Annotated in this window: 24 protein-coding genes and 1 tRNA gene; 10 read left to right on the forward strand and 15 right to left on the reverse strand. The window is 53.3% G+C overall.

From position 1 onward, the window contains the following. Nucleotides 1-41 precede the first annotated feature (41 nt). The 3 genes from IPZ49_RS15390 to IPZ49_RS15400 all read left to right on the forward strand — a co-directional run bounded on the left by IPZ49_RS15390 (nucleotide 42) and on the right by IPZ49_RS15400 (nucleotide 2,286). Complete coding sequence (locus tag IPZ49_RS15390; protein ID WP_032626633.1) at nucleotides 42-821, forward strand: MBL fold metallo-hydrolase; 780 nt, start codon at nucleotides 42-44, stop codon at nucleotides 819-821. Nucleotides 822-846: 25 nt separating this feature from the next. Then, nucleotides 847-1,833, forward strand: a complete 987-nt coding sequence (locus IPZ49_RS15395) for a GlxA family transcriptional regulator (protein ID WP_022646591.1) — start codon at nucleotides 847-849, stop codon at nucleotides 1,831-1,833. Nucleotides 1,834-1,956: 123 nt separating this feature from the next. Continuing rightward, nucleotides 1,957-2,286 carry a hypothetical protein gene (locus tag IPZ49_RS15400; protein WP_022646592.1) on the forward strand — a complete coding sequence of 110 codons (330 nt, stop codon included), beginning with the start codon at nucleotides 1,957-1,959 and terminating at the stop codon, nucleotides 2,284-2,286. Here IPZ49_RS15400 and IPZ49_RS15405 read toward each other — a convergent pair. From IPZ49_RS15405 to IPZ49_RS15425, 5 genes are all read right to left on the reverse strand, one after another. Continuing rightward, on the reverse strand, nucleotides 2,264-3,067 hold the full coding sequence (locus tag IPZ49_RS15405) for a DUF4225 domain-containing protein (protein ID WP_022646593.1): 804 nt from the start codon (nucleotides 3,065-3,067) through the stop codon (nucleotides 2,264-2,266). The genes IPZ49_RS15400 and IPZ49_RS15405 overlap by 23 nt on opposite strands. A 175-nt stretch (nucleotides 3,068-3,242) precedes the next feature. Continuing rightward, nucleotides 3,243-4,331: an AAA family ATPase gene (locus tag IPZ49_RS15410; RefSeq protein WP_023298997.1), complete on the reverse strand. Its 1,089-nt coding sequence runs from the start codon at nucleotides 4,329-4,331 to the stop codon at nucleotides 3,243-3,245. Nucleotides 4,332-4,476: 145 nt separating this feature from the next. Then, nucleotides 4,477-5,436 carry a DUF523 and DUF1722 domain-containing protein gene (locus IPZ49_RS15415; protein WP_063147053.1) on the reverse strand — a complete coding sequence of 320 codons (960 nt, stop codon included), beginning with the start codon at nucleotides 5,434-5,436 and terminating at the stop codon, nucleotides 4,477-4,479. Between the two features lie 102 nt (nucleotides 5,437-5,538). Next, nucleotides 5,539-5,949, reverse strand: a complete 411-nt coding sequence (gene uraH / locus IPZ49_RS15420; RefSeq protein WP_017383647.1) for a hydroxyisourate hydrolase — start codon at nucleotides 5,947-5,949, stop codon at nucleotides 5,539-5,541. Nucleotides 5,950-6,048: 99 nt separating this feature from the next. Next, entirely contained in the window at nucleotides 6,049-6,774 is a 726-nt protein-coding gene (locus IPZ49_RS15425; RefSeq protein ID WP_022646597.1) for a MerR family transcriptional regulator, read from the reverse strand. 117 nt (nucleotides 6,775-6,891) lie between these two features. On the opposite strand from IPZ49_RS15425, the gene IPZ49_RS15430 reads away from it, so the two are divergent. Beyond that, the gene (locus IPZ49_RS15430) at nucleotides 6,892-7,416 is read left to right on the forward strand and encodes a lipocalin family protein (protein WP_022646598.1); all 525 of its coding nucleotides are present in this window, start codon (nucleotides 6,892-6,894) and stop codon (nucleotides 7,414-7,416) included. 1 nt (nucleotide 7,417) lies between these two features. Here the strand turns inward: IPZ49_RS15430 and IPZ49_RS15435 are convergent, their stop codons facing one another. The 6 genes from IPZ49_RS15435 to IPZ49_RS15460 are packed head-to-tail and all read right to left on the reverse strand — an operon-like array spanning nucleotide 7,418 to nucleotide 13,453. Further along, nucleotides 7,418-8,425 carry a fimbrial protein gene (locus IPZ49_RS15435; RefSeq protein WP_038415005.1) on the reverse strand — a complete coding sequence of 336 codons (1,008 nt, stop codon included), beginning with the start codon at nucleotides 8,423-8,425 and terminating at the stop codon, nucleotides 7,418-7,420. Beyond that, on the reverse strand, nucleotides 8,425-8,943 hold the full coding sequence (locus IPZ49_RS15440; RefSeq protein ID WP_038415006.1) for a fimbrial protein: 519 nt from the start codon (nucleotides 8,941-8,943) through the stop codon (nucleotides 8,425-8,427). Before IPZ49_RS15440 ends, IPZ49_RS15435 begins: the two co-directional genes overlap by 1 nt. Next, nucleotides 8,934-11,459 carry a fimbria/pilus outer membrane usher protein gene (locus IPZ49_RS15445; protein WP_063147054.1) on the reverse strand — a complete coding sequence of 842 codons (2,526 nt, stop codon included), beginning with the start codon at nucleotides 11,457-11,459 and terminating at the stop codon, nucleotides 8,934-8,936. The genes IPZ49_RS15440 and IPZ49_RS15445 overlap by 10 nt, the downstream gene beginning before the upstream one ends. A gap of 23 nt (nucleotides 11,460-11,482) precedes the next feature. Further along, on the reverse strand, nucleotides 11,483-12,160 hold the full coding sequence (locus tag IPZ49_RS15450) for a molecular chaperone (protein WP_023299001.1): 678 nt from the start codon (nucleotides 12,158-12,160) through the stop codon (nucleotides 11,483-11,485). 53 nt (nucleotides 12,161-12,213) lie between these two features. Next, a complete protein-coding gene (locus IPZ49_RS15455) occupies nucleotides 12,214-12,798 on the reverse strand; it encodes a fimbrial protein (RefSeq protein WP_022646603.1) in 585 nt (194 codons plus the stop codon). A gap of 52 nt (nucleotides 12,799-12,850) precedes the next feature. Then, the gene (locus tag IPZ49_RS15460; protein ID WP_022646604.1) at nucleotides 12,851-13,453 is read right to left on the reverse strand and encodes a helix-turn-helix transcriptional regulator; all 603 of its coding nucleotides are present in this window, start codon (nucleotides 13,451-13,453) and stop codon (nucleotides 12,851-12,853) included. 834 nt (nucleotides 13,454-14,287) lie between these two features. Between IPZ49_RS15460 and IPZ49_RS15465 the strand changes: the two genes are divergently transcribed. From IPZ49_RS15465 to IPZ49_RS15475, 3 genes are all read left to right on the forward strand, one after another. Beyond that, nucleotides 14,288-15,076, forward strand: coding sequence for a winged helix-turn-helix domain-containing protein (locus IPZ49_RS15465; protein WP_063147055.1), 789 nt, complete (start codon nucleotides 14,288-14,290; stop codon nucleotides 15,074-15,076). Between the two features lies 1 nt (nucleotide 15,077). Then, nucleotides 15,078-15,557, forward strand: coding sequence for a hypothetical protein (locus IPZ49_RS15470; protein ID WP_022646606.1), 480 nt, complete (start codon nucleotides 15,078-15,080; stop codon nucleotides 15,555-15,557). Between the two features lie 242 nt (nucleotides 15,558-15,799). Then, nucleotides 15,800-16,681, forward strand: a complete 882-nt coding sequence (locus IPZ49_RS15475) for a GlxA family transcriptional regulator (protein ID WP_063147056.1) — start codon at nucleotides 15,800-15,802, stop codon at nucleotides 16,679-16,681. Between the two features lie 64 nt (nucleotides 16,682-16,745). Here IPZ49_RS15475 and IPZ49_RS15480 read toward each other — a convergent pair whose 3' ends face one another. Then, nucleotides 16,746-17,045: a helix-turn-helix domain-containing protein gene (locus IPZ49_RS15480; RefSeq protein WP_063147057.1), complete on the reverse strand. Its 300-nt coding sequence runs from the start codon at nucleotides 17,043-17,045 to the stop codon at nucleotides 16,746-16,748. A gap of 123 nt (nucleotides 17,046-17,168) precedes the next feature. Next, a complete protein-coding gene (locus IPZ49_RS15485) occupies nucleotides 17,169-17,510 on the reverse strand; it encodes a SymE family type I addiction module toxin (protein ID WP_006812446.1) in 342 nt (113 codons plus the stop codon). Between the two features lie 128 nt (nucleotides 17,511-17,638). Here IPZ49_RS15485 and IPZ49_RS15490 point away from each other — a divergent pair, with 128 nt between their 5' ends. Then, entirely contained in the window at nucleotides 17,639-17,815 is a 177-nt protein-coding gene (locus tag IPZ49_RS15490) for a YlcI/YnfO family protein (protein ID WP_074134766.1), read from the forward strand. Nucleotides 17,816-17,817: 2 nt separating this feature from the next. On the opposite strand, the gene IPZ49_RS15495 is transcribed toward IPZ49_RS15490, so the two are convergent. Together IPZ49_RS15495 and IPZ49_RS15500 are read right to left on the reverse strand one after the other, a co-directional pair. Beyond that, nucleotides 17,818-19,347, reverse strand: a complete 1,530-nt coding sequence (locus IPZ49_RS15495) for an SIR2 family protein (RefSeq protein WP_063929338.1) — start codon at nucleotides 19,345-19,347, stop codon at nucleotides 17,818-17,820. A gap of 106 nt (nucleotides 19,348-19,453) precedes the next feature. Further along, nucleotides 19,454-19,548 (reverse strand) — tRNA-Sec (locus tag IPZ49_RS15500). Nucleotides 19,549-19,836: 288 nt separating this feature from the next. Here IPZ49_RS15500 and IPZ49_RS15505 point away from each other — a divergent pair. Together IPZ49_RS15505 and yicI are read left to right on the forward strand one after the other, a co-directional pair. Further along, nucleotides 19,837-21,228, forward strand: a complete 1,392-nt coding sequence (locus IPZ49_RS15505) for a glycoside-pentoside-hexuronide family transporter (RefSeq protein ID WP_063136741.1) — start codon at nucleotides 19,837-19,839, stop codon at nucleotides 21,226-21,228. Between the two features lie 12 nt (nucleotides 21,229-21,240). Beyond that, nucleotides 21,241-23,559: an alpha-xylosidase gene (gene yicI, locus IPZ49_RS15510; RefSeq protein ID WP_063147059.1), complete on the forward strand. Its 2,319-nt coding sequence runs from the start codon at nucleotides 21,241-21,243 to the stop codon at nucleotides 23,557-23,559. Nucleotides 23,560-23,642 lie beyond the last annotated feature (83 nt).

The following is a 23,642-nucleotide window of genomic DNA, read 5'->3' on the forward strand; positions in this document are numbered from 1 at the left end:
CTGGGGCTATTCTCCTTCTCATACCAACCGGAGGATAGCCCATGAACATTACGCAAATTCGCAATGCCACCCAGCTGATCACTTACGCAGGAAAACGCTTTTTAATCGACCCAATGCTGGCGCCAAAAGGCGCTTATCCGGGTTTTCCCGGCACCGCGCGGGCCGATATTCGCAACCCGATGGTCGAGCTTCCCGTTGACGTTCAAACGCTGCTGGACACCGATGCGGTGATCGTCACCCATACCCATGACGATCACTGGGATCAGTATGCCGTCGAGCTGATCGCCAAACACAAGCCGATCTACGTGCAAAATGATAGCGATGCCGCGCTGCTGCGCGGACAGGGCTTTCACAACCTGACGGTCATGACCGACGAAACGACGTTCGGCGATATCCGGATTGCGAAAACTTATGGCGGCCAGCACGGCACTGACCGCGCTTATGCCGTGCCGGAGCTGGCAGAGCGTCTGGGTGAAGCCTGCGGCGTGGTCTTCCGTCATCCCGATGAGAAGACGCTTTATATCGCAGGGGATACCATCTGGCGCGACGCGGTTGCGGCCGATCTACAAAAGCATCAACCGGACGTTGTCGTGCTCAACGCTGGTTACGCCCACGTCATCGGGTTTGGGCCAATTATCATGGGGGAAGAAGATCTGCTTAACGTGCATTTCCTGCTGCCGCAGGCGAAAATCGTGGCGACCCATATGGAAGCTATCAACCACTGCCTGCTGACCCGCCGCGCGCTGCGCGAGTATGTTGACGCCAACGAGATAAGTGACGCGGTGAGCATTCCTCAGGACGGCGAAACCGTTATATTCTGAGTGTTAAAGGGGAAAGGAGAGACAGATGCCGCTTGTTAACGTTGCTATTGTCGCGGTGGACGGGTTTAGCCCGTTCCACTACTCCGTCCCCTGCATTCTGTTTGGCGATACGGTATCCGGGGAAAAGCGCTTTAACGTCACGATCTGCGCTGAAAAACCGGGATTCCTGACCTCGAAAGACGGTTTTGCCCTGCATGCGACGCAGGATTTTTCCGCGATCGCATCGGCTGAAATTGTGGTTGTACCCTACTGGCAGCACGTACTGGAGCGCCCGCCTCAGACGCTGCTCGACAGCCTGGTTCAGGCCAGAGACAACGGGGCGGAAATTGTTGGGCTGTGTCTGGGATCGTTTGTGCTGGGCTATGCCGGCATACTCAGCGGCAAACGGGCCGCCACCCACTGGGAGTTTGAACACCAGTTTCAGACGCTGTTTCCGGACGTTCGACTGGACATCAACGCGCTCTACGTGGACGACGGCAATGTGATCACCTCGGCAGGTACCGCCGCCGCGCTCGACTGCTGTTTGTATATCATCCGCCAGCGCTTTGGCAGCGTCGTCGCCAATCAGATTGCCCGCCGGATGATCGTCCCGCCGCACCGCGAGGGCGGGCAGGCGCAGTTTATTGCGCAGCCTGTGCCGAAAGATACCCGCGACGGGCGGATTAACTGTCTCATAGACTACCTTCAGCAGCACATTTCCGAGCCGCATAACCTGGATTCGCTGGCGGACGTGGTGTCGATGAGCCGACGCACGCTGACCCGCCATTTTATCAAGGCGACGGGCATGAGCGTTGCCGACTGGCTTACCGCCGAGCGACTGCGGCGCAGCCAGATCCTGCTGGAGTCCGGCAGTCTGCCAATCGAAAGCGTCGCTGAGCAGGTGGGGTTTTTATCAGCGGTGACGTATCGGCAGCAGTTTAAGGCGCGCTTTGGCGTCAGTCCGGCGGAGTGGCGTAAGACGTTTCGCGTTAAGCCGTTTGCAGCGAAAAATAATGCTGGCGAGATGGAATAAAAAGACGTGGGCGACTTCTTTGCCTTTAAAGCGGGCGGTAATGGGTATGCATCAGACGGGTTACAAGCACTTCTCTTCCGGTTAAGATAATCCACGTTACTTTCCAGAAGAAAAGGTAGTGGCATGAACAATATTGAAACGCAGTTACTTGAATCAGGTTTCACCGTAAAGGAATTAGCGTATCTGAACCGAAACGTTAGCCGTTATGGTTCATCCCTGCTCGAGGTGGTGCTTGAGTTGGGCAAGCGTTTCATCATGGTACTGTGTATTACTGCGGCTGTGGCTCTGATTTTCCTGGCGCTTCTTTTTTTCGCTGAACATTACAATATTGTTTCCGGCGGTATTTCTCTTTTCATCGTATTGATTATTGCCTGGTTTTTTCAACCCCCAATCATTGCTTACAAAGCCTGGCGCTTCAGAAAGAAATACATTAGTTCTGGCCAGACGCATTAGAAATTAAATCAAACGAGACTTTTGCAGAGACACCCCAGCCGACAATTTTCATAGTGAGCGCTGCGCGATTCATTCCGTCGACTTTGCGGTAGAAATCCAGCGGGAGATAACGAAACAGACGCCATGATTCGGGTTTCCGGATGGCGCCAAATACCGTATAGACGCTTGCTGCCAGGCTTACGCTATTGAATACCCCAAGTGCTGATTCACGTTTAAATCCCATAAACTGAGCGATATCCATGACGCCATCTGCCAGCATACCTTCGGAGTTTGGTTGATGTTGAAGCGTTCTGTTAATTTCTTTTGAAATGGCATTTGCACCATCCATAACCAGAATCGCTCCTGCAAGCGCACCCACTGGATTCATTGTCATCATTGCACCAACACCTGCAACAATCTGTAACCCTGAAAGCACAACCTTAATCGATGAGATAACGTAACCGACGACTTTGTTATTTTCTTTAACCAGTTCAATCTGAGCAAAAAGCTGAGCTGTACGGGAGCGAAGCATTCTGCTTTGCTCAAGAAGACTTTCGTTCTCAGCCCGGATGTTTTTCAGGCATTCCATGCACTCCTCATCACTTCTGGCTGCCCGGGTAGCACTAAATTGTTGCATCACAAACTGCCGAATATCATCCATAAATTTAATCCGTGCGAGTCCGTCGCTGAGATGTTGCCCTCCGACAATATTCGCAGTATTGATGAGCTTGCGGGCTTCAAGATTTATCATTGTTTCAGCCCATGCGCGGGCGTTCTGACCAGGGAAAAGTACAATATCCATTTTAATTTTCTCATCTGATAACCAACGTTTACAGATTATCCTGGCATCAGAAACTGGCAACAATAAATTTGATAATCTGTCGCGAGCGCAGAATTCGCCGAAGGTATATACCGACGGAAATCATCTTCGTCGTTGATGGCGACCTTGAAAGTGGTGACTGCATAAAAGAAATGCATTACCCCAGCCGCTCCATCCGCGTCTCCCCCTCCACCATCGACAGCTGATACAGCGAAAACGATCGGTGCTTCTCAATCAACTGCGCCAGCTCCGGCGAGTGGCTGGTGAGCCAGATCTGCGAGTAGCGGCTGGCCTCGGCAATGAGGCTTGCCAGAGCGGGCAGCATCTGCGGATGCAGGCTGTTTTCCGGTTCGTTGAGGGCGATGAATGCGGGAGGGCGCGGGCTTAGCAGCGCCACCGCCAGGCACAAAAAACGCAGCGTGCCGTCGGAGAACTCTGCCGGTTCCAGCGGTCTGCTTAGCCCCTCGCGCTGCATCATCATGCGGAAGCGCCCGCCGGTGTTGTCGCTGTAAAACACGCAGCCGGGGAAGGCCTGGTCGAGAATGCGCATCAGCAGCAGCTCGTCGCCAATTTCGACAATGGTCTGAAACGCGGCGGCCAGGTTCGCGCCGTCGCTGGCCAGCACCGGGGAACGAAAACCCACCTGCGGCGCACGGATCGCCGAGCCGGATGAGACGGAAAACTCATGATAAAAGCGCCAGTTACGCAGGGACTCGCGCATCTGCGACACTTCGGGATAGAGGTGCGGTTCGCCGAGCTGCCCGAACACCGACTCGTTCTCATACAGCGTACCGCTGTGGGTCACTTTTTCGTGATGCACGTTGTTCAGGAAAACCGCCTGATTCTTACGCTTCATCAGCTGTGACGACGGACGACGGTGCTGGCCGCTCAGCCAGATAGCTTCCTCTTTGATCACCGGATCGAGCTGAAACTGTGAGGGATAGGGCAGCTTTTCCACGAACCCGACCTGAAGCTCATATTCATAGGTTTCCGTTTCCACCGCCAGGTTCATGCGCCGCAGCTGGTCGCTGCGGGTTTTGCCCGCCCAGAACACTTTCAAAATCCCCCCCTCGTTTGCCAGCGCCTGGGAGAATTGCCCCTGCGCCGCGCTGTGCATCAGGTAAATCGCTTTATAAATATTGGATTTTCCGGTGCCGTTGGGGCCGAACACGATGTTGAGCTGTTCCAGCTCAAGCGACATATCGCGAATTGAGCGGTAGTTCTGAATATGCAGATTTTTGATCATCGGGGTACTCCGCTGTGCATGTTTAACCTGTACAGAATTACAGTATTTTACGCTGAGCGCAAAAAAAAGACGACAGTGAGGGTGTCGTCTAAACGGGGTACAGCTTTGGGCCTCTGTGGGTCAATGGGCCTTCGCTTCTTTCTTATCAGGTAACGGCCAGACGCAGACCCAAATCATCAGGATAGGGATCAAAGTAGTTTTGCGTCATCAGATACCGGTCAGGGTATTCAGCCAGATAATGCTTAAGCAGCGTCAGCGGCGCGAGGATCGGCAGCAGTCCGTCCCGGTAATGCAGGATCACATCACGCAGTTCTCCGCGCTGGCGGCTGTTCAGCTGGTTACGGAAATAGCCCTGAATGTGCATCAGCACGTTAGTGTGATTCTTCCGCGAAGCGGGTTTTTTCAGGATGTTCATCAGTTTGTCGCGATAGGCCACGAAAAACGCGTCCAGATCGTCCCACTCATGCAGTGATGCCACAAACGGACCAATTTCACGGTAGCCTGCCTGATGGTGCGCCAGAAGCTGAAGCTTATAGCGGCTGTGAAAGTCCAGCAGGGCACGGCGCGTCAGGCCATTTTTACGCATTACGTTCAGTTCGTGGAGAGCAAAAACGCGCTCAACAAAGTTTTCCCGCAGTACCGGATCGTGCAGGCGACCGTCTTCTTCGACGGGCAGCCAGGGGAAAGTTTCAAGGAGGGCGGCGGTGAACAGCCCGACACCCTCCTTGCGGCCCCGGTTGCCGTTTTCGTCGTACAGCCGCACGCGCTCCATGCCGCAGCTAGGGGATTTTGCACAGACGATAAACCCTGACAGATCGCCGATTTTCAGCAGATAATCTGCCGTAAATGCGGCCATCTTCTGCGTGACGTCATCGTGCGGCGCTTTGCTGAATCGCATTTCTGTCTCGCCGCCAGTGGTCATCACCAGGCGCAGCGCCGGACGAGGCGTGGGCAGGCCGATAGCCATTTCAGGGCATACCGGGCGGAAAGCGACCCACTGCGCCAGCTCATCCATCACAAAGCCCATACGCTTATGTCCGCCGTCAAAGCGTACGGCGGAACCGGTCAAACATCCGCTAATACCCAGCACAGGTTTTGTTGTCATGATGTGCACCTCCCGATCTCATATCTAAAAGTTACACAACAATTCGTATTTGTCCAAGTATTGACGGGGTTATTTTCTAATCGTCTTTAAAATCAAGAGCAATCAGCTGCCCTTGTAGGTTGAGTAACCGTACTGGCTGAGCAGAAGCGGGATGTGCAGTTTTTCATTGGTGCGGGTGACGGTGAACAGCACCGGCACTTCCGGGAAGAAGGAGTCCAGCTTTTTGCCGTGGAAGTAATCTGCGGTTTTGAAGGTCACTTTATAGACGCCTGGCGCCATATCCTGATCCTGCGGATAGAGCGATTTAATACGCCCGTCGTGGTCGGTTTTACCGCTGGCAATCGGGGTCCACTTGTCCTGCTCCTGCTTTTCCAGCGTGACGGCCACATCCGCTGGCGGCATACCGGTTTGCTGGTCCAGAACGTGGACGCTCAGGGTGCCTGCCGGGGCGCTGAATGCGGCAGGGGCGAAAGCCATTGTAGCTAGCATCATCAGAGGGAGTGTCTTTTTCATCGTGTTTTCCTGTTGAGTTGTCGGTGACAGGAAAACGTTAGCACTCGCTGCGCGAAAAAATATTCAACTTTTCGTGAAGTTTGCCACAGCAGAAAATAATCAGAGGATAATTACCTCAAGGGAAACCTGCTGCTGCCACTGCGCAACCTGCTTTTTCCGCGCGGCGGTAAGTTTACCGCTGGTAACCAGCAGCCATTTGCGATCCGGGAAAATTTCCGGGGCCAGCGCGGCAGGGGGAACCGGCAGTATGTCGATGCGGTGGCCCTGGCCGGTGCGCGTCAGGGCTTCAAGCCAGATCTCACACGGGTCGTTCAGATGCCAGCCGCTGATGAGGATGTTATCGCCCGGCGCTTTTTTATCGCCCTCAAGGCAAAACGAGGTATAGGCGATGAGGATGCCGTCGAGGATTTCACGCAGCGTCATGGCGGCGGCGACGTTGGCCGATATCTGGCTGCGCAACGGACGCAGCACGTTAGTGACCAGCTCTGGCCTTGGGTATTCGCGTCCGGCGTCGTAAATCATCTGACGCAGGGATTCAATTTTCCCCTCCTGCAACTTTTGCAGCATGGCCTGTTGCAGGGTTTGCCAGTTATTAGCGCGGCGCGGCACAGGGCGTTCCAGCAGTGATTTTACCTGGCCGATGGGTACGCCTTTTTTAACCCAGTCGAGGATTTTCAGCGCCTGCTGAACGTCCTCATCGCTGTACAGGCGGTGACCGCCGTCCGTACGCTCGGGTTTGAGTAATCCATAGCGTCGCTGCCACGCCCGCAGCGTGGTGGCGGTGATGCCGCTGAGTCTGGCGAATTCGCCGATGGAGTAAGCCATGTCTGCATCCGAAGAGAAGGAGTAGTCTCAATATACTACGAATATTCCCCGACGGGATGAAGCGCCGCACGGGTGCGCTACACTTAACGTCCAACCGCGTAAATGAAAGGAGTTCTCATGAGGCTATGGCCTGTCGTTACCGGTGTCGCCATTGCGCTGACGCTGGTTGCCTGTAAATCTCCCACGCCGCCGAAAGGCGTGCAGCCCATTACCGGCTTTGATGCCAGCCGCTATCTCGGCAAATGGTATGAAGTCGCCCGACTGGAAAATCGCTTCGAGCGCGGTCTGGAACAGGTGACCGCGACGTACGGCAAGCGCAGCGATGGCGGTATCAGCGTACTGAATCGTGGCTATGATCCGGTGAAGAACAAGTGGAATGAGAGCGAAGGAAAGGCGTACTTTACCGGCGAACCGACTACGGCTGCGCTGAAGGTATCGTTCTTCGGCCCGTTCTACGGCGGCTATAACGTGATCAAGCTGGACGATAAGTACCAGTACGCGCTGGTCAGCGGCCCGAACCGCGACTACCTGTGGATTTTATCGCGCACCCCGACCATTCCGGAGGCGGTAAAACAGGACTACCTGAATACCGCACGCGATCTGGGATTCCGGGTCGATCAGCTGGTGTGGGTTAAACACTGACCTACTGATACGAAAACGTAATGCTCGCCAGGGCGTTAGCCGAGCCGGGGACCAGCTCTCCGGTTCGGATGTACTGCGCCTGGAACGGCAGCGATAGCGTTTGTGCTGCGCTGGTGGTCTGGATGAAAAACTGTCCCGTCGTGCCTGCGGCCGAGCTGTCTGGCCCCATCATCAGCGGCCCGGTACCGTTATAGAAAAACTGCACGCCAATGCCGGAGGCCGTGGAGTCCCCGGTCAGCGTCACGACCGACGAGGTATTTGACGGCGTGGTCTGATCGGTCATTACTGCGTTAACCGCCACGTTCTCATCGCAGGTCAGGCTGACGTTAAACGCCTCCGATGGCGAGGTGCTGCCTACGCTGGGTAGCGTGTGAACATCAATGGTGCCCAGGTCGACGTTGGCGCTTTTCGTGCCTACCGTGCAGCCGCTTGCCGTCACCGTGATGGTGGTCGGGTTGATGATCACCTGCGCGGTTTTCACTTCGTTGTTATAGGCCGTCAGGATCGCCGCATTAATGGTGGGGGTCTGGTATACGCCGGATTTCAGCGGAACGCCGGTCTTGATAAACGTCACTTTTGCCGACCAGCCCAGTGTGGAGGCGTAACCGTTAGTCCCGTCGGCCGGATAACTCTGCGTAATGCCCGTCTGCATCGGGACATAGGTGGTGCCGTTATAATCTTTAAGCCCAAGAATGAAGCCGATGCCGGGCACGCCCGTTTCAAATACCATGTAACTGGCGCCATCAAGAATAACCGTGATGCCGGTGGCCGTTACGCTGCTGCTCGGCTCCAGCGTCCCTTTGGAGCAGGTAAATACCAGGCCGCACCAGAACACTTCCGAGACGCTCGCAGTGGCGCTCCATTCAGAGCCGATCGTCTTTCCAGGCACGATGGAATCTGCCGGGCCGGACCAGGACATGGGCGTGGGTGAAAGTGTGATATCCGATGTCCAGGAGAGGGCAAGTGCCTGAGACGTCATGAAAAACAGGCCTAAAAACAGTAAACGCATTATTGATACTCCGTCGTCCAGGTCGCCACTGCCGAAACGTCTCCGGCATTGACCGGCGCACCCGTGGCGGCCAGTCGCGCATAGAAGGTCATTTTTACGCTGTCATCCCCCGCCGCGCCGTAAGCAGTGGTTTGGGTGTCCAGCGGGATAAGTACGCTGTCTTTATCCAGAATCTGCACCGCCACGCCGGTCGCGCCGCCGTCAGCGACTTTCAGAAGCTGCGGGTTCTCGTCATCCGGCGTACCGCTGAAGCGGATTTTCACGCCAGCAAAGGTAGGGCCGCACGCTTCAAGGGTGAGCGTGAAGGGCGTTTTGATATTGCTGACTGCCCCCGCCTCGCTAAATTGCTTCACGCCGAGGGTGCCCAGCGGCACGTTTTGCTCCTTCGAATCTTCCGAGACAATACAGGTATTGCCGATCACGTTGCCGGTAACGGAAACCAGCACGTCATAGCCGCGTACGGGGACGGTGATGAACATCAGCAGGATCAGGGGGAGAAACCGGACGGTTACTGACATATGACCTCCTGGGAATACAGCCCGGTGCGGGCCTGATAATTTTTCGGGTTCAACGCATAGCGGATCGTGCAGCGCTGGGCGCTGTCGCGTCCCCATACGGCATGCAATGTTCCCTTCGCTGACAGGCCGGTCAGATACACGCTGCCGCCATCGCCGACGATACCGCTGGCGTTGTCATCCTCTGACGAGACCAGCGTGCCGAAGGGGAGCACGTCTTTAGCGTGATGCACGATAAACATCGCTTTTGCCCCCTGACGCGTGGTGAGGGTGGCGCGAACCAGTGCCCCGTCGGTGGGGATTTTATTGGCGATGGCGTTCTCAAGTTCCACGTCATTGCCCACGGTGGTGACATCCAGCGCAACCTGATTAACGCGATACGGCGTGGCGTACGGGATCACCGCATAGCCCCGGCTGTCGGTTTTGATGCCCTTGTGGTTGAGCACGGCGACATGGCTGGCGCCCGGGGCTTTCACCAGGATATTGGTGTTCCCGAGCGGCTGGCTCAGCGTCAGGCCATCCTCATGCAGCACCGCGCCGCCGCTCATCCCGTAGCTGAGGTTGCGGGAGTCACCGGCGTAGCTGTAGCCCAGGTTATAGTCTCCCCACGCGCCCTCGTATTGCAGCGCGGCATCGCCGCCGTAGTGCTGCTGCGCGCTGTAGCGCTGGTTGACGCTATAGAAAAGATTCTCCTGTCCTGGCAGATAACCACTGACACCGGTACTCGCGGTGGTGCCAGCGGGATCCGCATGGGTAGCGGTAAAACGGAGGCGGGTCGACAGCGCCGGGTTACCCAGCGGCACCGACAGGGACAACGCGAAGATATTGTCTTTCTTGTTGTCGTACAGGCTAGAGCTACGCTGGGCGCTGATGCCAAGCGACAGGTTACGAAACGTTGCGTTCCACGCGAACTGCAAACTTTGCGTGGTTTTTGACGTATTCCAGTAGGTTTGTTGATCCCAGGACAGAGACAGCGCGCCGTATTCGCCCATCGGCTGCGACAACAGCAGCTGATTTTTTGCCTTACGCGACATATGCAGGTTGTAAACCGTGTCGTAGCGGGTGGTGACGGTGCCATCGTCTTCTACGGTCTGTTCTGGCGCTCCGCCCGCCATGCCTTTGTAAGTGGTATCGCTGAGGGTATAAAACCCTGCCGTTGAGTAACGCAGCGAGAAGAAATTGACCCGCGTACCGATATCGTTCAGCAGCTTGCTGTACCGCAGGCGCACCGAATCCCCGGTGTAGTGCTGATTATCAGCCAGCTGGCTGCGGGCATGGGTGAGGTCGAGGGAGTAGGCGCCAAAGCGGCCGAGATTCTGCCCGATACCGAAGGCCAGGCCGTTGTAGCGATCGGAAAACTGCGCCCCGCCATAAAACGTGAGGCCGTATCGCCAGCCCAGGAACAGCTCGCCCTGCGCGAAGGAGGGCGAGATCTGATTGCCCGCAGGGCGGTATTTCCCGGCCCCCAGAGCATATTTGACCTGACCGTTACGCACCAGATTCGGCACGCTGGCAAAGGGCAGGGTGTATTGCGTCTGGCTGCCGTCGCTCTCCTGAATGGTGACCGCGAGATCGCCGCCGGAAGAGGTCGGATAGAGATCTTTCAGCACAAACGCCCCCGGCGGAACCGAGGTTTGATAGATAACGTTACCGTTCTGGCGAACCGTCACCGTGGCATTGCTGCGCGCAATGCCGCGCACTTCAGGCGCGTAACCGCTCAGGCTGGCGGGCAACATATTGTCATCGGTCTTCAGGGCAATCCCACGCAGGCCAACGGCGTCAAACACCTGCGATGAGGTGAACGTTTCACCGGCATAAACCTGGGCACGCAGGGCGCGGATATCCCGCTGTAGCCAGGTCTGGACGTGGGTGAGCTCGTTACTCTCTTTGGTCCACGTGGTGAAATCACGCAGCCGCCATGCGCCCAGGTTGGCGCCGCTGTTCAGGCTCACAAACAGCTGTTGTTCCCGCGTACGCGTCTCGCCCCGGTAGTCATTATTCGCGCCATTGACCACATAGTTCAGCCACGCGGCAGGGATGCCGGATTCCCAGCTCTCCGGGCTGACGTACCCGCGCGGCAGAGCGCGCATCGCGCTTTGCGGTACGGTGAAGTTGAGGGTAAGCGTCCTCTGGTCAAAATCAAACCGGGTATCGGCGAACGACCGGGTTAAAAAAATGCAGCGCTGCGCAGGCGACAGCTCACCCCCTTTCGCCTGACGGCTGTCGATGCCAAGTGCGGCGAATTGCGCAGGCGTAAGGCACGGCAGGGCTTCACCGGCGGTGTTTTCAGCGACGCGAAACGTGACGTTACCTGTGAACGCGAACTGGGTGTTGATATACACGTTAAGATTGTACTCGCCCGGCGGCAACGCGCTCCCGGCGTTGACCCAGGCGAGATCGGCACTGTTGGCGCGCTCGCCGTTGAGAAACGCAGGATTAAAGTGCAGCTCGCTTTCGGCAGCCACGGCTTGCCGAATCACCAGGGCGATCGCCGTGGCGCACAGGATTTTAATTTTCATGTGGTCACGCCTTACTGTTTTTATTATTGGGACAATGACGTGCGGGTGACGGGCGTCCAGGCCCCATAATCGTTAATCGTCTGGTAGCTCATGCTGCTCGCATGGCTGAAGGTGTCTGCCAGCGTCACGCTGGTTTTCGGCGGCACCATGACGGGCGACACCGGCCTGCCATCAATTTTCAGGTTAATGGTGGTGAGGTAATACGGCGTTGGGTTGGTCAGCGTGACCTTGCCCGCGCGGTAGGCGCCGGCAAGGTTTTTCCATGCCTCTCCTGCGCCTTCCCGAAGCGACTCAGGGCGATAAAAGACCTTGATGCGGTTGGCAGAGGCGAATTGCAGCGAATTGCCGGAACCGTTTTTAACCTGCTGTGGGATAGCTTTGACCGTCATCCAGTACAGCGTTTCGCGATCGGCTGGCAGTGCGTTGCCGCTGAACATGATTTTCACCGCGCTTTCGCTGGCGGGCTTCATGACGTACAGCGGCGGCGTGATGACGAAGTCGTTGGTACGGCTCCCTTTCTCGTCTTCCATCCATGACTGGATCAGGAACGTGGCATCAGGGTGGGTATTTCTTACCTGCATCATCGTCTGCGTCGTCGCGCCTGCGTAGACCAGCCGCGTTGCACCCAACCCCACGCCGCCTGCATACACGGCGGATGAACATAACGTGCCAGCCAGACAAATCCATGTGTTTACGCGCATTGTGCGTCTCCTGAAAGCTGAGTCAGACCCGGCCAGCAGACCGGGCCTGAAGATTACGAATAGGTCACGGTGTAGGTTGCGACCGCGCTGGCATCACCCGCCGTGGCGTTGCCCAGTGGGGAGTAATATTTCGCGCTGAAGTTCAGGGTGTTCGCCCCCGCACGCAGGGGGATCGCTGCTGCCGGCTCACCCAGCCTGACGACGTTGCCCTGTTCGTCATAAAGACGGATAGCGACATGCTGCGCCGAGCCCGCGCCGCCGTTTACTCCCGCAGCCAGGCTATTCACATCGGTACTGTCCGGCGTACCGGTGAAGGTGATAGCCACGGTCGTTGCGGCAATGGGGTTATCTTCCGTGGACGCGGAGGTATCGGCGATTTCGCAATCTTCCAGCGTGATGGAGAAGGCTTTTGCGGTACTGGCTTCACTGCCTGCGGCAGCCAGCGTGGCGGTACGCACTTCACCCATGTCGACGTCGATATTCGCGCTACCGGCGCTGATGGCACAGGCGGAGGTCACCACTTTACCGCTAAAGTTAACCGTGCCGCCGCTGGTGGTGGCGGCCAGTGCTGAGCCCGCTGGCAGCAGGGCGGCAATGCTTAATGCCAGCAGAGATTGGCAAGTAAGGCGTGCTTTCATTTCATGGTTCCTTGGTTTTTTTATTACGAGATTTGCTCTGAAAGCGGCAGGTCTAACTGGTTAAAAAGACCAGCAAATCTGTCTTATTCCTGAGCCCGAGTTTTCTTATCGCTGAGCTTTTTAAAGCGCTCACGCGGCGATAAGAAAGTTTCTCCAGTTCTGCGATGTAACGTATATCCAGTCCGTTCCTGAGTTCCTTTAATACCCTCCTTTCTCCTGGCGTCAGCGATAACGCCGCTGGCTGCTTTTGGGGCCGATAATGGCTATCGACCATTTTTGCTAGCTTTATCCGCCACTGATAAACCGTGTTCTGTAGCGAGATATAGGCATCAATATCTTCCCTGGCCCATAACAGGGAATGGGCAGAGGTTGAGTACAGGCAGATAATCACCTCTGGATGCGTGGCTTTGATTTTTTTTAAATATTTCAGTGAGCCATACCCTGTATGGTATTTCTCTGCGCCGGATATAAATAAGATATCGATACGAATCGATGAGAGCGCCTTATCCAGTTCCTGATAACCTCCTTCGATGATAATGATGTGTAGGTCATCGCGGATGCTGCGTAATAACGTTTTAATGCCGTTTCTTGCATAATGATCGCCGCCCATCAATGCAACAGTAATATGCTGTGTTATTTGGTTATTGTTCGTCATGTTATTCCTCGATTTATAATAGTAATCAGGCGAATTATTTATAAGGGTATCGCCAGTATTCTCGAAGCAATGACGTATTGCATAGTGTAGGCCTACTATACGTCGGCCAATAAAGAGGTAATCTGAATTAATCTAAAATTGTATTAATTACTAAGATCGAGACCGGTTACGACGCTTCCCTCTGATTGGTCTTATTCCGCTTCGCTTTCTGTAAATTATGATAGCTGCTATTTTTAATGAAAATTTAGCTTTGATAAATGTTTTGTAAGGAGTTTGTCGTCTGGTGTCAGTGCGGGTGTGAAGTTGCTGACGGGGAATAACAATTTACGAATGTTATCATCGATAAAAACTGATAGAGAGGTGGATGAAAAGCATACAAAAACCATGTAACTTATTGATATTTGTCAGGTTGAGAAAACTTAAGGCTTAAGAGTACTGAATATTTCAGACACGCATGTCCGTGGCGTACAATGTTTTTTTATGTAGATATTTGTCAATGTCAAGAGGCGAGGGGTGCGCCAAAAGGAGAGGCTCTGATAAATGAGTTGCTGCCGATAGTCAGATACTTCTGTGGAGCGGAAATTCACTTCACAAAACATCATAATGAGGATGATCGCGGATGAATCGGCTCTGCAAGCCGCATTCTACAATGCTTGAGTTCTTATGCAGGTTCAGTGAAGCTTAAGGGATGAAATATAAATTAAGATTTTTCGCCAATGGCGAAGATATACAGCATGCTGTTAATCAGTCACATTAATCCCGACGCGAATGTCATCACATACATGCGGTGACTCAGGTTCAACATCTGTTAACCGGAGAATTCATACTGCCCCTATGCATAAGCATTACATTATAAATAATATCGTCGAATTTCATCCTGCGGCCAGCACGTTACGTGATATCAACAATCCTGACCGTGTGGTTGTGTTAAATTCGCCAGCAGGCCGATGCCTGTTGTTATTAATCGACAGAGCGGGGTCGATTGTCACTCAGCAAGAGTTCCTTGATATTGTCTGGCAAAGCCGCGGCATGCTTGTCTCCTCCAATACCTATTACCAGAACATCTCCATTCTGCGCAAAGGGCTCAAAAAGATTGGTTTTGAAACTGACCCTATCGTTACCATTCCCCGTATTGGGCTGACGCTGGCAAGCGACACGCAAATAACCGTCAGAGAGTCTTCGCCTGTCGCGCCTCAACCCGCAGAGGGACAATGTGTGGAGGCGCCAGCGATCGAGGAGGTCTCTGCATCCTCCGCGCCAGCAGCGCCCGTTGCCAGGAAGCCCACGCGCTGGCTGGCTGTCGTTATGGGGCTATTGGTCATCCTGGCCGGGGCAGGCGTGACGGGATATATGAGCGCCAGGGAAAACCGTTTTGTTGAGGATTACCGTTTTGCGGCATCCGTCGGGGCCTGTCGCGTTTATCTTGCGAACGACATTCAGACTCACGCTGAACGCGCTTCCGCGCTGACCTATGTAGAACAATTCAAGGCTGAATGCGCGCAATATCCCTGGGTTTACATCAGCTGGTACGCCCTGCTTCCTCGTGCGTCGGTTATTCGCTGCGATCGGCCAATGAAAGAACCGAACCGCTGTATATCTGATTATTTCCTGAAGGATAGCTAGCATGACTCGTTTTCGGCAGATGCTGTATGTCATCGTGACGGGCCTCGTCACGGCAGGCGTGCTGACGGGCTATTACCTGTGGCACCGATCTTACGTTCAGCCTTTTTCATGCCAGGCTAATCTGGTACAGCACCATCCGGATGAGACGCTGACGGTCTGGCTGAATTACACCTTCGACGGGAAATTCGGCACCCTGAGCATGAATGGCCGGGCAAAGAGCGATCCGGGTAAAACCATCGACAGGAAAATTTCCTTTCGGGTGGAGAGAAAAGATCGCCTCTATTTGCTGACGTCAGAAAAAAATATGACTTTCCCGGACGATAATGTCGAAGACAGCTGGCTGGAAAAATATGAACCGCAATTTTTTGTCTATCCGGGCAAGAGTATTTATATGCGTATCAATGAACAACATAATGGTAACTATATCTTTACCTTAGGAACATTACCGACATATGTGTGTCGTGGTTCAAAAAAAGAATGATGTAAACGAGAAAAGCATTATATTTTCCTCCCGTCTCATTTATGTTTGATTTAAAATATCAGGATTATCTTAGAAATATAAAGTGCGACAGATAATGTTGCGATAATGTAATTAATTTTAAATTTGGCAAGTAAATGAAAACTGTATTTGACTCCTCCGATGGGGGGAAATCAGTACCGGAAAAGTGTCTGCATATTGGGTTGATATTATGGCCCCGTTATTCACTTCTGGCCGTCTCCGGGTTGCTGGAGGCGCTGCGTTATGCAGCGAAAGCGCAGGATAAATTGGCATTTAAAATCAGCCTGATAAGTGAATTTCCTGATATCCCGATTATCAGCAATGCGGGGATTATCATGAGGCCGGATTCTCCCCATGGGCCGCCGGACAGTTTTAACTACCTTGCTGTTATCGGCGGTGAATTGCAGTATCTGGACTTAGGGTATCAGGGGGATAAAGCGTATCTGGCACATGCCCACCATGCCGGGGTTCCGCTCATTGGCATTGGCACCGGCAGTTTTGTCCTCGCACAGGAAGGATTGCTGAATGAACGACGAGCGTCCATCCATCCTTTCCACCTTGATGCATTTCGGCAGGCTTTCCCGCTGGTTTATGCTGAGCAAGGGTATGATTTCATCGACGATGGCGATGTGCTGACCTGCCCGGGCGGTATTTCCACCCTGACGCTGGCAACTGAGCTTATCCGCGCCCATGCCGGGGATGATATCGCCAGCACCACCTGTCAGCGTTTGTCGCTCGTTCCGCATGAAATTGCCACCCCGCGTCCGGCGAATTTTGCGCTTATCCATGACTCGCGGTTGCGCCGCGCCGTCATGCTGATAGAACAGTTCCTGACCCGGCCGCTCACCACCGCCGGGCTTGCGCGAGAAGTGGCATTGAGTGAACGCCAGCTCAACCGTCTGTTCCACGCAGAATTCGGCAAAACGGCCCGCGAATTTATCCGCAGTGCCAGACTGCGCTATGCTTGCTGGCTGCTGAAGAACTCACAGCAAAGCGTGACGGATATTGCGCAGCGGATGGGGTTCAGCGACTGCGCGCACTTTATTCGTCATTTTCAGACGGAGTATGGTTGTACGCCTGGGGTGTGGCGCACGTCGCAGAATTAATTTTCTGAGGTGGATGTAAAATGCGGCTTATATAGTTGCGCCATCAACTACAGATACAATCGCGCTAGAGATGAAACGCAACCTGCTTGCCAGTGGGTAGTTCCACGTTAATGCTAAGTTTTCCGCCCATCGCTTCGATGTAACGCTTAAGCGTAGCAATCTTAAGATCGTTTCCACGCTGCTCCAGCTGTGTTACCGCAGGCTGACTTACGCCCATAAGATCGGCGACATGTTTTTGCGAAAGCTGGAGCTCTTCACGCAGAAGTTGCAGACCGGTTTCGAGGAACATTTCCTCTACCATCTCCTGAATGCGCTGTTGGCTTTCCGGTGAGCGTGACGCAATCACTTCATTTAAGGTTTTCACTTGGCTGCCTCGCTGGCAGTTGTTCGATAAAACCGAACAACTGCATTTTCGACCCGTTCACCCTTATCAGAAATGCTTCATAAGGATAATGTCTGTAAGCTCGTAGTATGCCAGAAACAGCCGCTACGCCAGGTGGTTTGTATTTGATTTTGCGAGGCGCTTTCCAGCATGTGGAATTTGGATCGCTGCAAGCGCGTCCTCTATCTCAATAAGCTTTGCTTTCGTCCGTTTATAGTCATCCTGCAAACGTTGCTCCTGCTCGTTATACGCCACCAGAACGATGCATCCTTTCATGACCTTTACCGTGACCTGCTGTCCGGTATCAAACCCCGCCGCGCGCAGCCACTTGCCGGAAAGGATGATTTTTGGTGTAGATTTGTCGTAAACATTCGGGCGGTATCCCACAATTAACGAACGCTCGGTTCCGGATTGGTCGGTGTCTGGGGTAGAATGCGAATCAGCCATAATCAACTCCTTGATAGTTGGTGAGGTTAGACGCCCTTTAGTGCTCCAACACTGCTGGGCGTTGTCAAAATTCCGAATCCATGTGGTAGGTACCACATGCAGATAAATTAACCGAAGTGGTACCTACCATGCAAGAGAAAAAGAAACCTAATTTTGACCGCACTAAGAGCACGATGAAGAACATACGTTTCGAGGATGAGCTTTTGGAACAGATTGAGAAAGCGGCTGGGAAAGGGAAGTTTAGTAAGTGGGTTAAAGAGGCTTGCCAGATGAGATTATCCGGCAAGTATGAGTTATCTGAATGAATTTAGTGTATGTTAAATTTAAGCCAATCTAAAAAGCAAATTAATTTCCTGAAAAAATATTTTTTATTACTTACTATTAAATTTTCATAATTTTCAATAATATATTCTTCAAGGGAACGTATATCAACTTTATTATGATAGGGAGCAAGAGTAAGAAAGGCATTTTCGCTGGCTGTTTGTTTAAATTCTTCAAAGCTAAGGTGTTGATATTTTTCGAAAAGTCTTTCGTTACCGGAACAGAAAGTCCGGGGGAAGTCTTTAAATATAAAAGAGTCTAGATCAAAATCTGATTTCTTATACTCGTCTATTGTTGATATACCCATCTGATTAAGATATTTAAATATAGGAATATGCAAGCACTTTGTTCCTAGTTGTTTTACTGTGATATTTAGAATCTTGTCAGGAGAGAAGTCTTTATTATCGTATACAGCATCTTCAAAAATATCCATTAATGTGAATGATCTATATCCAGTTTCTCCAACTTTACCTATAACTCCTAAGCCTAAAACTACTTCAATGTCATTTTTGTCTTTGACTCTATCATAATCAATTACAGCCATTTTAGTCTGAGGATCTTGACTCTGTACAATTTCATAAATTCTTTCTTTACAAAATCTTAAAACTCGAGCAGGTAATTTTCTTTCGAAACTATGAATAGCACGATATACATGAGAATAATCACTTATTTTAATTATTTTTACAGGTACCTGGACATTATCGAAATGCAAATAAGATGTTTCAATTACTGGGCCACTAGTTGGCTCATTTCGATCCAAGAAAATTAAGTTATCTCTTAATTTCTCGAGCTTATCGGTTCCTATGCATAATGAGATAGACTTAAGCAGCGAACGTATATTATCATCCGTGATTGAATATCCAATAAAAATTACAGGGTGCTCTACAAAAATAGTTATTAATTTTGAAGCAAGATAGGCATTTTTATTATTGTAATCAGAATAATCACTATCAGTTAATACTAGGCTTTCAGGTTTTGAACTACATCCATGTATTTTATAAATTTCACCAATGTTGTAAGTGTTTGAGAATAGTAATTCTTCCTGCCCAATATATGTCGTATAGCCGTCAAATAGATGCTCAATTAATCCGTCCCAATTTGTCGTGATAATCCCATCAACATCACATGCTTTTAAAAGTTCAATTTCGTCCTCAAGATCTAGAGATTTTAATTTTTCTTCTGTTTTGTTAATTAGATGCTTACTAATTTCATAGCGTAGAGGTGATGTTTTATTAATGACGTTTTTTTCGTATTCTAATCTGCTTTCTTTATAATCATCATTGGACCACCAATAATCATGAAAATCTTCTGCAATAAGTCGAGCAGAAGATGGAATGTCTCCATTTGCACTACTTTTAAAGTATTGAAATGATTTTCCCGTAACGCAGAAAAGGCTAAGCAAACCCTCCCAATCTTCAAGTCCCATATAACGTCTGGAAAATCCTGACCCTAAAAAAAGAAATGGACCTGATGCACGATCTTTAAATAAAACAGTTAACTCATCCTCAATATTCATAAATCATCTACCTAAATGAATTTATTTTGTATTGAGTATATTGTATTTAGTATATATGAAAAGAAAACTACCAAATTGTATTATTTAACGAAAAGTTGTGCATTTTTGGCGGAAGATCACAGGAGTCGAACCTGCCCGGGAACGCTGGCGTCCCCAACTGGATTTGAAGTCCAGCCACCTCACCGGAGATGACGATCTTCCGCGCCTCGATTGCTACATGGAGGCGGGGCGCATTATAGCTACTTTCAGGCATTTACCACATACCCCACACCACTTTTTTCACCTCTCTTTTGACCTGAATCCCCCTGTTTCAGCTAATTCTTAAGAAAATCCTCAGGTTAGCATTTCGTGCTCATCAACTTTTATCCCGATCACAAAAAACAAGAAACGTAATCTCTTAACCAGAAAACGCAATACCCGCTCCTGAAACAATGGTTTAAAACCAATGCAACCGGTCTCAGCGCCCCCTACAGCGTGAAGGATAAAAATATGAGCGAAGTATTGTCAGTAAAAGAGAAGATTGGCTACGGCATGGGAGACGCCGCCAGCCATATCATTTTTGATAACGTCATGCTTTACATGATGTTTTTCTACACCGATATTTTTGGTATTCCCGCCGGGTTTGTCGGCACCATGTTCCTGCTGGCCCGCGCGCTGGATGCGATCTCCGACCCGTGCATGGGGCTGATTGCCGACCGCACCCGCAGCCGCTGGGGCAAGTTCCGTCCGTGGATTTTGTTCGGCGCGATCCCGTTCGGCATCGTCTGCGTGCTGGCCTACACCACGCCGGACCTCAGCCTCAACGGCAAAATGGTTTACGCCGCTATCACCTACACGCTGCTGACCCTGCTTTATACCGTGGTCAACATCCCGTACTGCGCGCTGGGCGGGGTGATCACCAACGACCCGACGCAGCGTATCTCCCTTCAGTCCTGGCGCTTTGTGCTGGCGACGGCGGGCGGCATGCTCTCCACGGTGCTGATGATGCCGCTGGTGAACCTGATTGGCGGCGACGATAAAGCGTTCGGCTTCCAGGGCGGGATCGCCGTGCTGTCGGTGGTCGCGTTCCTGATGCTGGCGTTCTGCTTCTTTACCACCAAAGAGCGCATCCAGGTGCCGCCGAGCACCACCTCCATGCGTGAAGATTTGCGTGATATCTGGCAAAACGACCAGTGGCGCATCGTCGGCGTGCTGACCATCCTCAACATTCTCGCCGTTTGCGTGCGCGGCGGCGCGATGATGTACTACTGCACCTGGATCATGGGCTCGCCGGAGGTGTTCGTCGCGTTCCTGACCACCTACTGCGTCGGCAACCTGATTGGCTCGGCGCTGGCGAAACCGCTCACCGACTGGAAGTGCAAGGTCAGCATCTTCTGGTGGACCAACGCCGCGCTGGCGGTGGTCAGCGTGGCGATGTTCTTCGTGCCGATGCATGCCACCGTGCTGATGTTCGGCTTCATCTTCGTTATCGGCGTGCTGCACCAGCTGGTGACGCCGATTCAGTGGGTAATGATGTCCGATACCGTCGACTACGGCGAATGGACCAACGGCAAACGTCTGACCGGCATCAGCTTTGCGGGCACGCTGTTCGTGCTGAAACTCGGCCTGGCGCTGGGCGGGGCGATGATCGGCTGGATGCTGGCAGGCGGCGGCTACGACGCGGCAGCCAAAACCCAGAACAGCGCGACCATCAGCATCATTATCGGTCTGTTTACGCTGGCTCCGGCGATCTGCTACGTGCTGAGCGCCATTATCGCCAGACGCTACTACACGCTGAAAACCCCCTTCCTGACCAAAATCCTGCGCGAGCTGGCGCAGGGCGCGCGCCGCAATCAGCAGGAGTTTGAAAACCTGCCGGTCAGCAAAGAATTGCAGAACTAAGAGGACGTAAGCATGAAAATCAGTGATGGAAACTGGCTTATCCAACCGGGCCTTAACGTGACGTATCCGGTACAGGTGTTCGACGTGGAGCAGCAGGGCAATGACCTGGTGGTGTATGTGGCGCCGCGTGACGTGCGCGAACGCACCTGGCAGCTCGACACGTTGATGTTCACGGTGCGCCTGTTTGCTCCGCAGGAAGGGATTATCGGGGTGCGCATTGAGCACTTCCAGGGCGCGCTGAACAACGGCCCGCACTATCCGCTGAACGTTCTGAAGGATGTAAAAGTTGAGATTGAAAACAACGCCGAATTTGCCGAGCTGAAAAGCGGCAGCGTCAGCGTGCGCGTCGCCAAAGGCGAGTTCTGGGCGCTGGATTTCCTGCGCAACGGCCAGCGCATTACCGGCAGCCAGCTGAAAAACAACGGCTACGTGCAGGATACCAACACCGATCGCAACTATGTGTTTGAACGTCTGGATCTGGGCGTGGGGGAAACGGTCTACGGCCTGGGCGAGCGCTTTACCGCGCTGGTGCGCAACGGCCAGACGGTCGAAACCTGGAACCGCGACGGGGGCACCAGCACCGAGCAGTCCTACAAAAACATCCCGTTCTACCTGACCAACCGCGGCTACGGCGTGCTGGTGAATCACCCCGAGAACGTCTCGTTTGAAGTCGGCTCCGAAAAAGTCTCCAAAGTGCAGTTCAGCGTGGAAGGGGAGTATCTGGAGTACTTCGTGATCGACGGCCCGACGCCAAAAGAGGTATTAAACCGCTATACGCAGTTCACCGGCCGTCCGGCGCTGCCGCCTGCGTGGTCGTTCGGCCTGTGGCTGACCACCTCCTTCACCACTAACTACGACGAAGCGACGGTCAACAGCTTTATCGACGGCATGGCCGAGCGCGACCTGCCGCTGCACGTGTTCCACTTCGACTGCTTCTGGATGAAAGCCTTCCAGTGGTGCGATTTTGAGTGGGACCCGGTGACCTTCCCCGACCCGGAAGGGATGATCCGCCGCCTGAAAGAGAAAGGGCTGAAGGTCTGCGTGTGGATCAACCCGTACATCGGCCAGAAATCGCCGATCTTCCGTGAGCTGAAAGAGAAGGGCTACCTGCTCAAGCGCCCGGACGGAACCCTGTGGCAGTGGGACAAATGGCAGCCGGGGCTGGCGATCTACGACTTCACCAACCCGGACGCGTGCAGGTGGTACGCCGACAAGCTGAAAGGCCTGGTGGAGATCGGCGTCGACTGCTTCAAGACCGACTTCGGCGAGCGTATCCCGACGGACGTCCAGTGGTTTGACGGTTCCGATCCGCAGAAGATGCACAACCATTACGCCTACATCTACAACGAACTGGTGTGGAACGTGCTGAAAGAGACGGTGGGAGAAGAAGAGGCGGTGCTGTTTGCCCGTTCTGCCTCCGTGGGTGCGCAACAGTTCCCGGTGCATTGGGGCGGCGACTGCTACGCCAACTATGAATCGATGGCGGAAAGCCTGCGCGGCGGGCTGTCGATTGGCCTGTCCGGCTTCGGATTCTGGAGCCACGATATCGGCGGGTTTGAAAACACCGCTCCGGCGCACGTCTATAAGCGCTGGTGCGCTTTCGGGCTGTTCTCCAGCCACAGCCGCCTGCACGGCAGCAAATCCTACCGCGTGCCGTGGGCGTACGATGATGAGTCCTGCGACGTGGTGCGCCACTTCACCCAGCTGAAATGCCAGCTGATGCCGTACCTGTATCGTCAGGCTGCGCTGGCCCGCGAGTTCGGCACGCCGATGCTGCGGGCGATGATGCTGGAGTTCCCGGACGACCCGGCGTGCGATTACCTCGACCGCCAGTACATGCTGGGGGATTCGATGATGGTGGCGCCGGTGTTCTCCGAGGCGGGCGACGTGCAGTTCTGGCTGCCGGAAGGGCGCTGGACGCACCTGTGGCACAACGATGAAATCGAGGGCAGCCGCTGGCATAAGCAGCAGCACGATTTCCAGAGCCTGCCGGTCTATGTGCGCGACAACACGCTGCTGGCGCTCGGCAATAATAACCAGAAGCCGGACTATGCGTGGCACGAGGGGACAGCCTTCCAGCTCTTCAACCTGAGCGATGGCGCAACGGCGGTAAGCGAAGTGCCTGCGGCGGACGGTTCTGTGGTGTTTACGCTGAAGGCGTCACGTCAGGGCGACGTCGTGACCTTTACCGGCGCGGGAGATGCGCAAAACTGGTCGGTGTGCTTGCGCAACGTGCAAAAGGTTGGCGGCGTGAAAGGCTGTTCACATGCGGGCAGCGAGTGGGGTGTGGTGGTGAAAGCCGAGGGGGATGAGGTGGTGATCCACCTCTGAGCTGGAAAAATGCCCGGTGGCGCTTCGCTTACCGGGCCTACGGTAATTATGCGGTCTGATGCCCTCACCCACGGGGCTGAGGG

The sequence above is a fragment of the Enterobacter cloacae complex sp. S2 genome (assembly GCF_015159675.1).
Classification (GTDB): Bacteria; Pseudomonadota; Gammaproteobacteria; order Enterobacterales; family Enterobacteriaceae; genus Enterobacter; species Enterobacter intestinihominis.

Bases quoted from the DNA above. Each gene is read 5' to 3' on its own strand.
- IPZ49_RS15400 (WP_022646592.1), top strand. From the start codon at position 1,957: ATGAACAATATTGAAACGCAGTTACTTGAATCAGGTTTCACCGTAAAG.
- IPZ49_RS15455 (WP_022646603.1), bottom strand. From the start codon at position 12,798: ATGAAAGCACGCCTTACTTGCCAATCTCTGCTGGCATTAAGCATTGCC.
- uraH (WP_017383647.1), bottom strand. From the start codon at position 5,949: ATGAAAAAGACACTCCCTCTGATGATGCTAGCTACAATGGCTTTCGCC.
- IPZ49_RS15390 (WP_032626633.1), top strand. From the start codon at position 42: ATGAACATTACGCAAATTCGCAATGCCACCCAGCTGATCACTTACGCA.
- IPZ49_RS15405 (WP_022646593.1), bottom strand. From the start codon at position 3,067: ATGGATATTGTACTTTTCCCTGGTCAGAACGCCCGCGCATGGGCTGAA.
- IPZ49_RS15460 (WP_022646604.1), bottom strand. From the start codon at position 13,453: ATGACGAACAATAACCAAATAACACAGCATATTACTGTTGCATTGATG.
- IPZ49_RS15485 (WP_006812446.1), bottom strand. From the start codon at position 17,510: ATGGCTGATTCGCATTCTACCCCAGACACCGACCAATCCGGAACCGAG.
- IPZ49_RS15440 (WP_038415006.1), bottom strand. From the start codon at position 8,943: ATGTCAGTAACCGTCCGGTTTCTCCCCCTGATCCTGCTGATGTTCATC.
- IPZ49_RS15495 (WP_063929338.1), bottom strand. From the start codon at position 19,347: ATGAATATTGAGGATGAGTTAACTGTTTTATTTAAAGATCGTGCATCA.
- IPZ49_RS15415 (WP_063147053.1), bottom strand. From the start codon at position 5,436: ATGACAACAAAACCTGTGCTGGGTATTAGCGGATGTTTGACCGGTTCC.
- IPZ49_RS15490 (WP_074134766.1), top strand. From the start codon at position 17,639: ATGCAAGAGAAAAAGAAACCTAATTTTGACCGCACTAAGAGCACGATG.
- IPZ49_RS15465 (WP_063147055.1), top strand. From the start codon at position 14,288: ATGCATAAGCATTACATTATAAATAATATCGTCGAATTTCATCCTGCG.
- IPZ49_RS15445 (WP_063147054.1), bottom strand. From the start codon at position 11,459: ATGAAAATTAAAATCCTGTGCGCCACGGCGATCGCCCTGGTGATTCGG.
- IPZ49_RS15425 (WP_022646597.1), bottom strand. From the start codon at position 6,774: ATGGCTTACTCCATCGGCGAATTCGCCAGACTCAGCGGCATCACCGCC.
- IPZ49_RS15505 (WP_063136741.1), top strand. From the start codon at position 19,837: ATGAGCGAAGTATTGTCAGTAAAAGAGAAGATTGGCTACGGCATGGGA.
- IPZ49_RS15470 (WP_022646606.1), top strand. From the start codon at position 15,078: ATGACTCGTTTTCGGCAGATGCTGTATGTCATCGTGACGGGCCTCGTC.
- IPZ49_RS15410 (WP_023298997.1), bottom strand. From the start codon at position 4,331: ATGATCAAAAATCTGCATATTCAGAACTACCGCTCAATTCGCGATATG.
- IPZ49_RS15435 (WP_038415005.1), bottom strand. From the start codon at position 8,425: ATGCGTTTACTGTTTTTAGGCCTGTTTTTCATGACGTCTCAGGCACTT.
- IPZ49_RS15430 (WP_022646598.1), top strand. From the start codon at position 6,892: ATGAGGCTATGGCCTGTCGTTACCGGTGTCGCCATTGCGCTGACGCTG.
- IPZ49_RS15450 (WP_023299001.1), bottom strand. From the start codon at position 12,160: ATGCGCGTAAACACATGGATTTGTCTGGCTGGCACGTTATGTTCATCC.
- IPZ49_RS15395 (WP_022646591.1), top strand. From the start codon at position 847: ATGCCGCTTGTTAACGTTGCTATTGTCGCGGTGGACGGGTTTAGCCCG.
- yicI (WP_063147059.1), top strand. From the start codon at position 21,241: ATGAAAATCAGTGATGGAAACTGGCTTATCCAACCGGGCCTTAACGTG.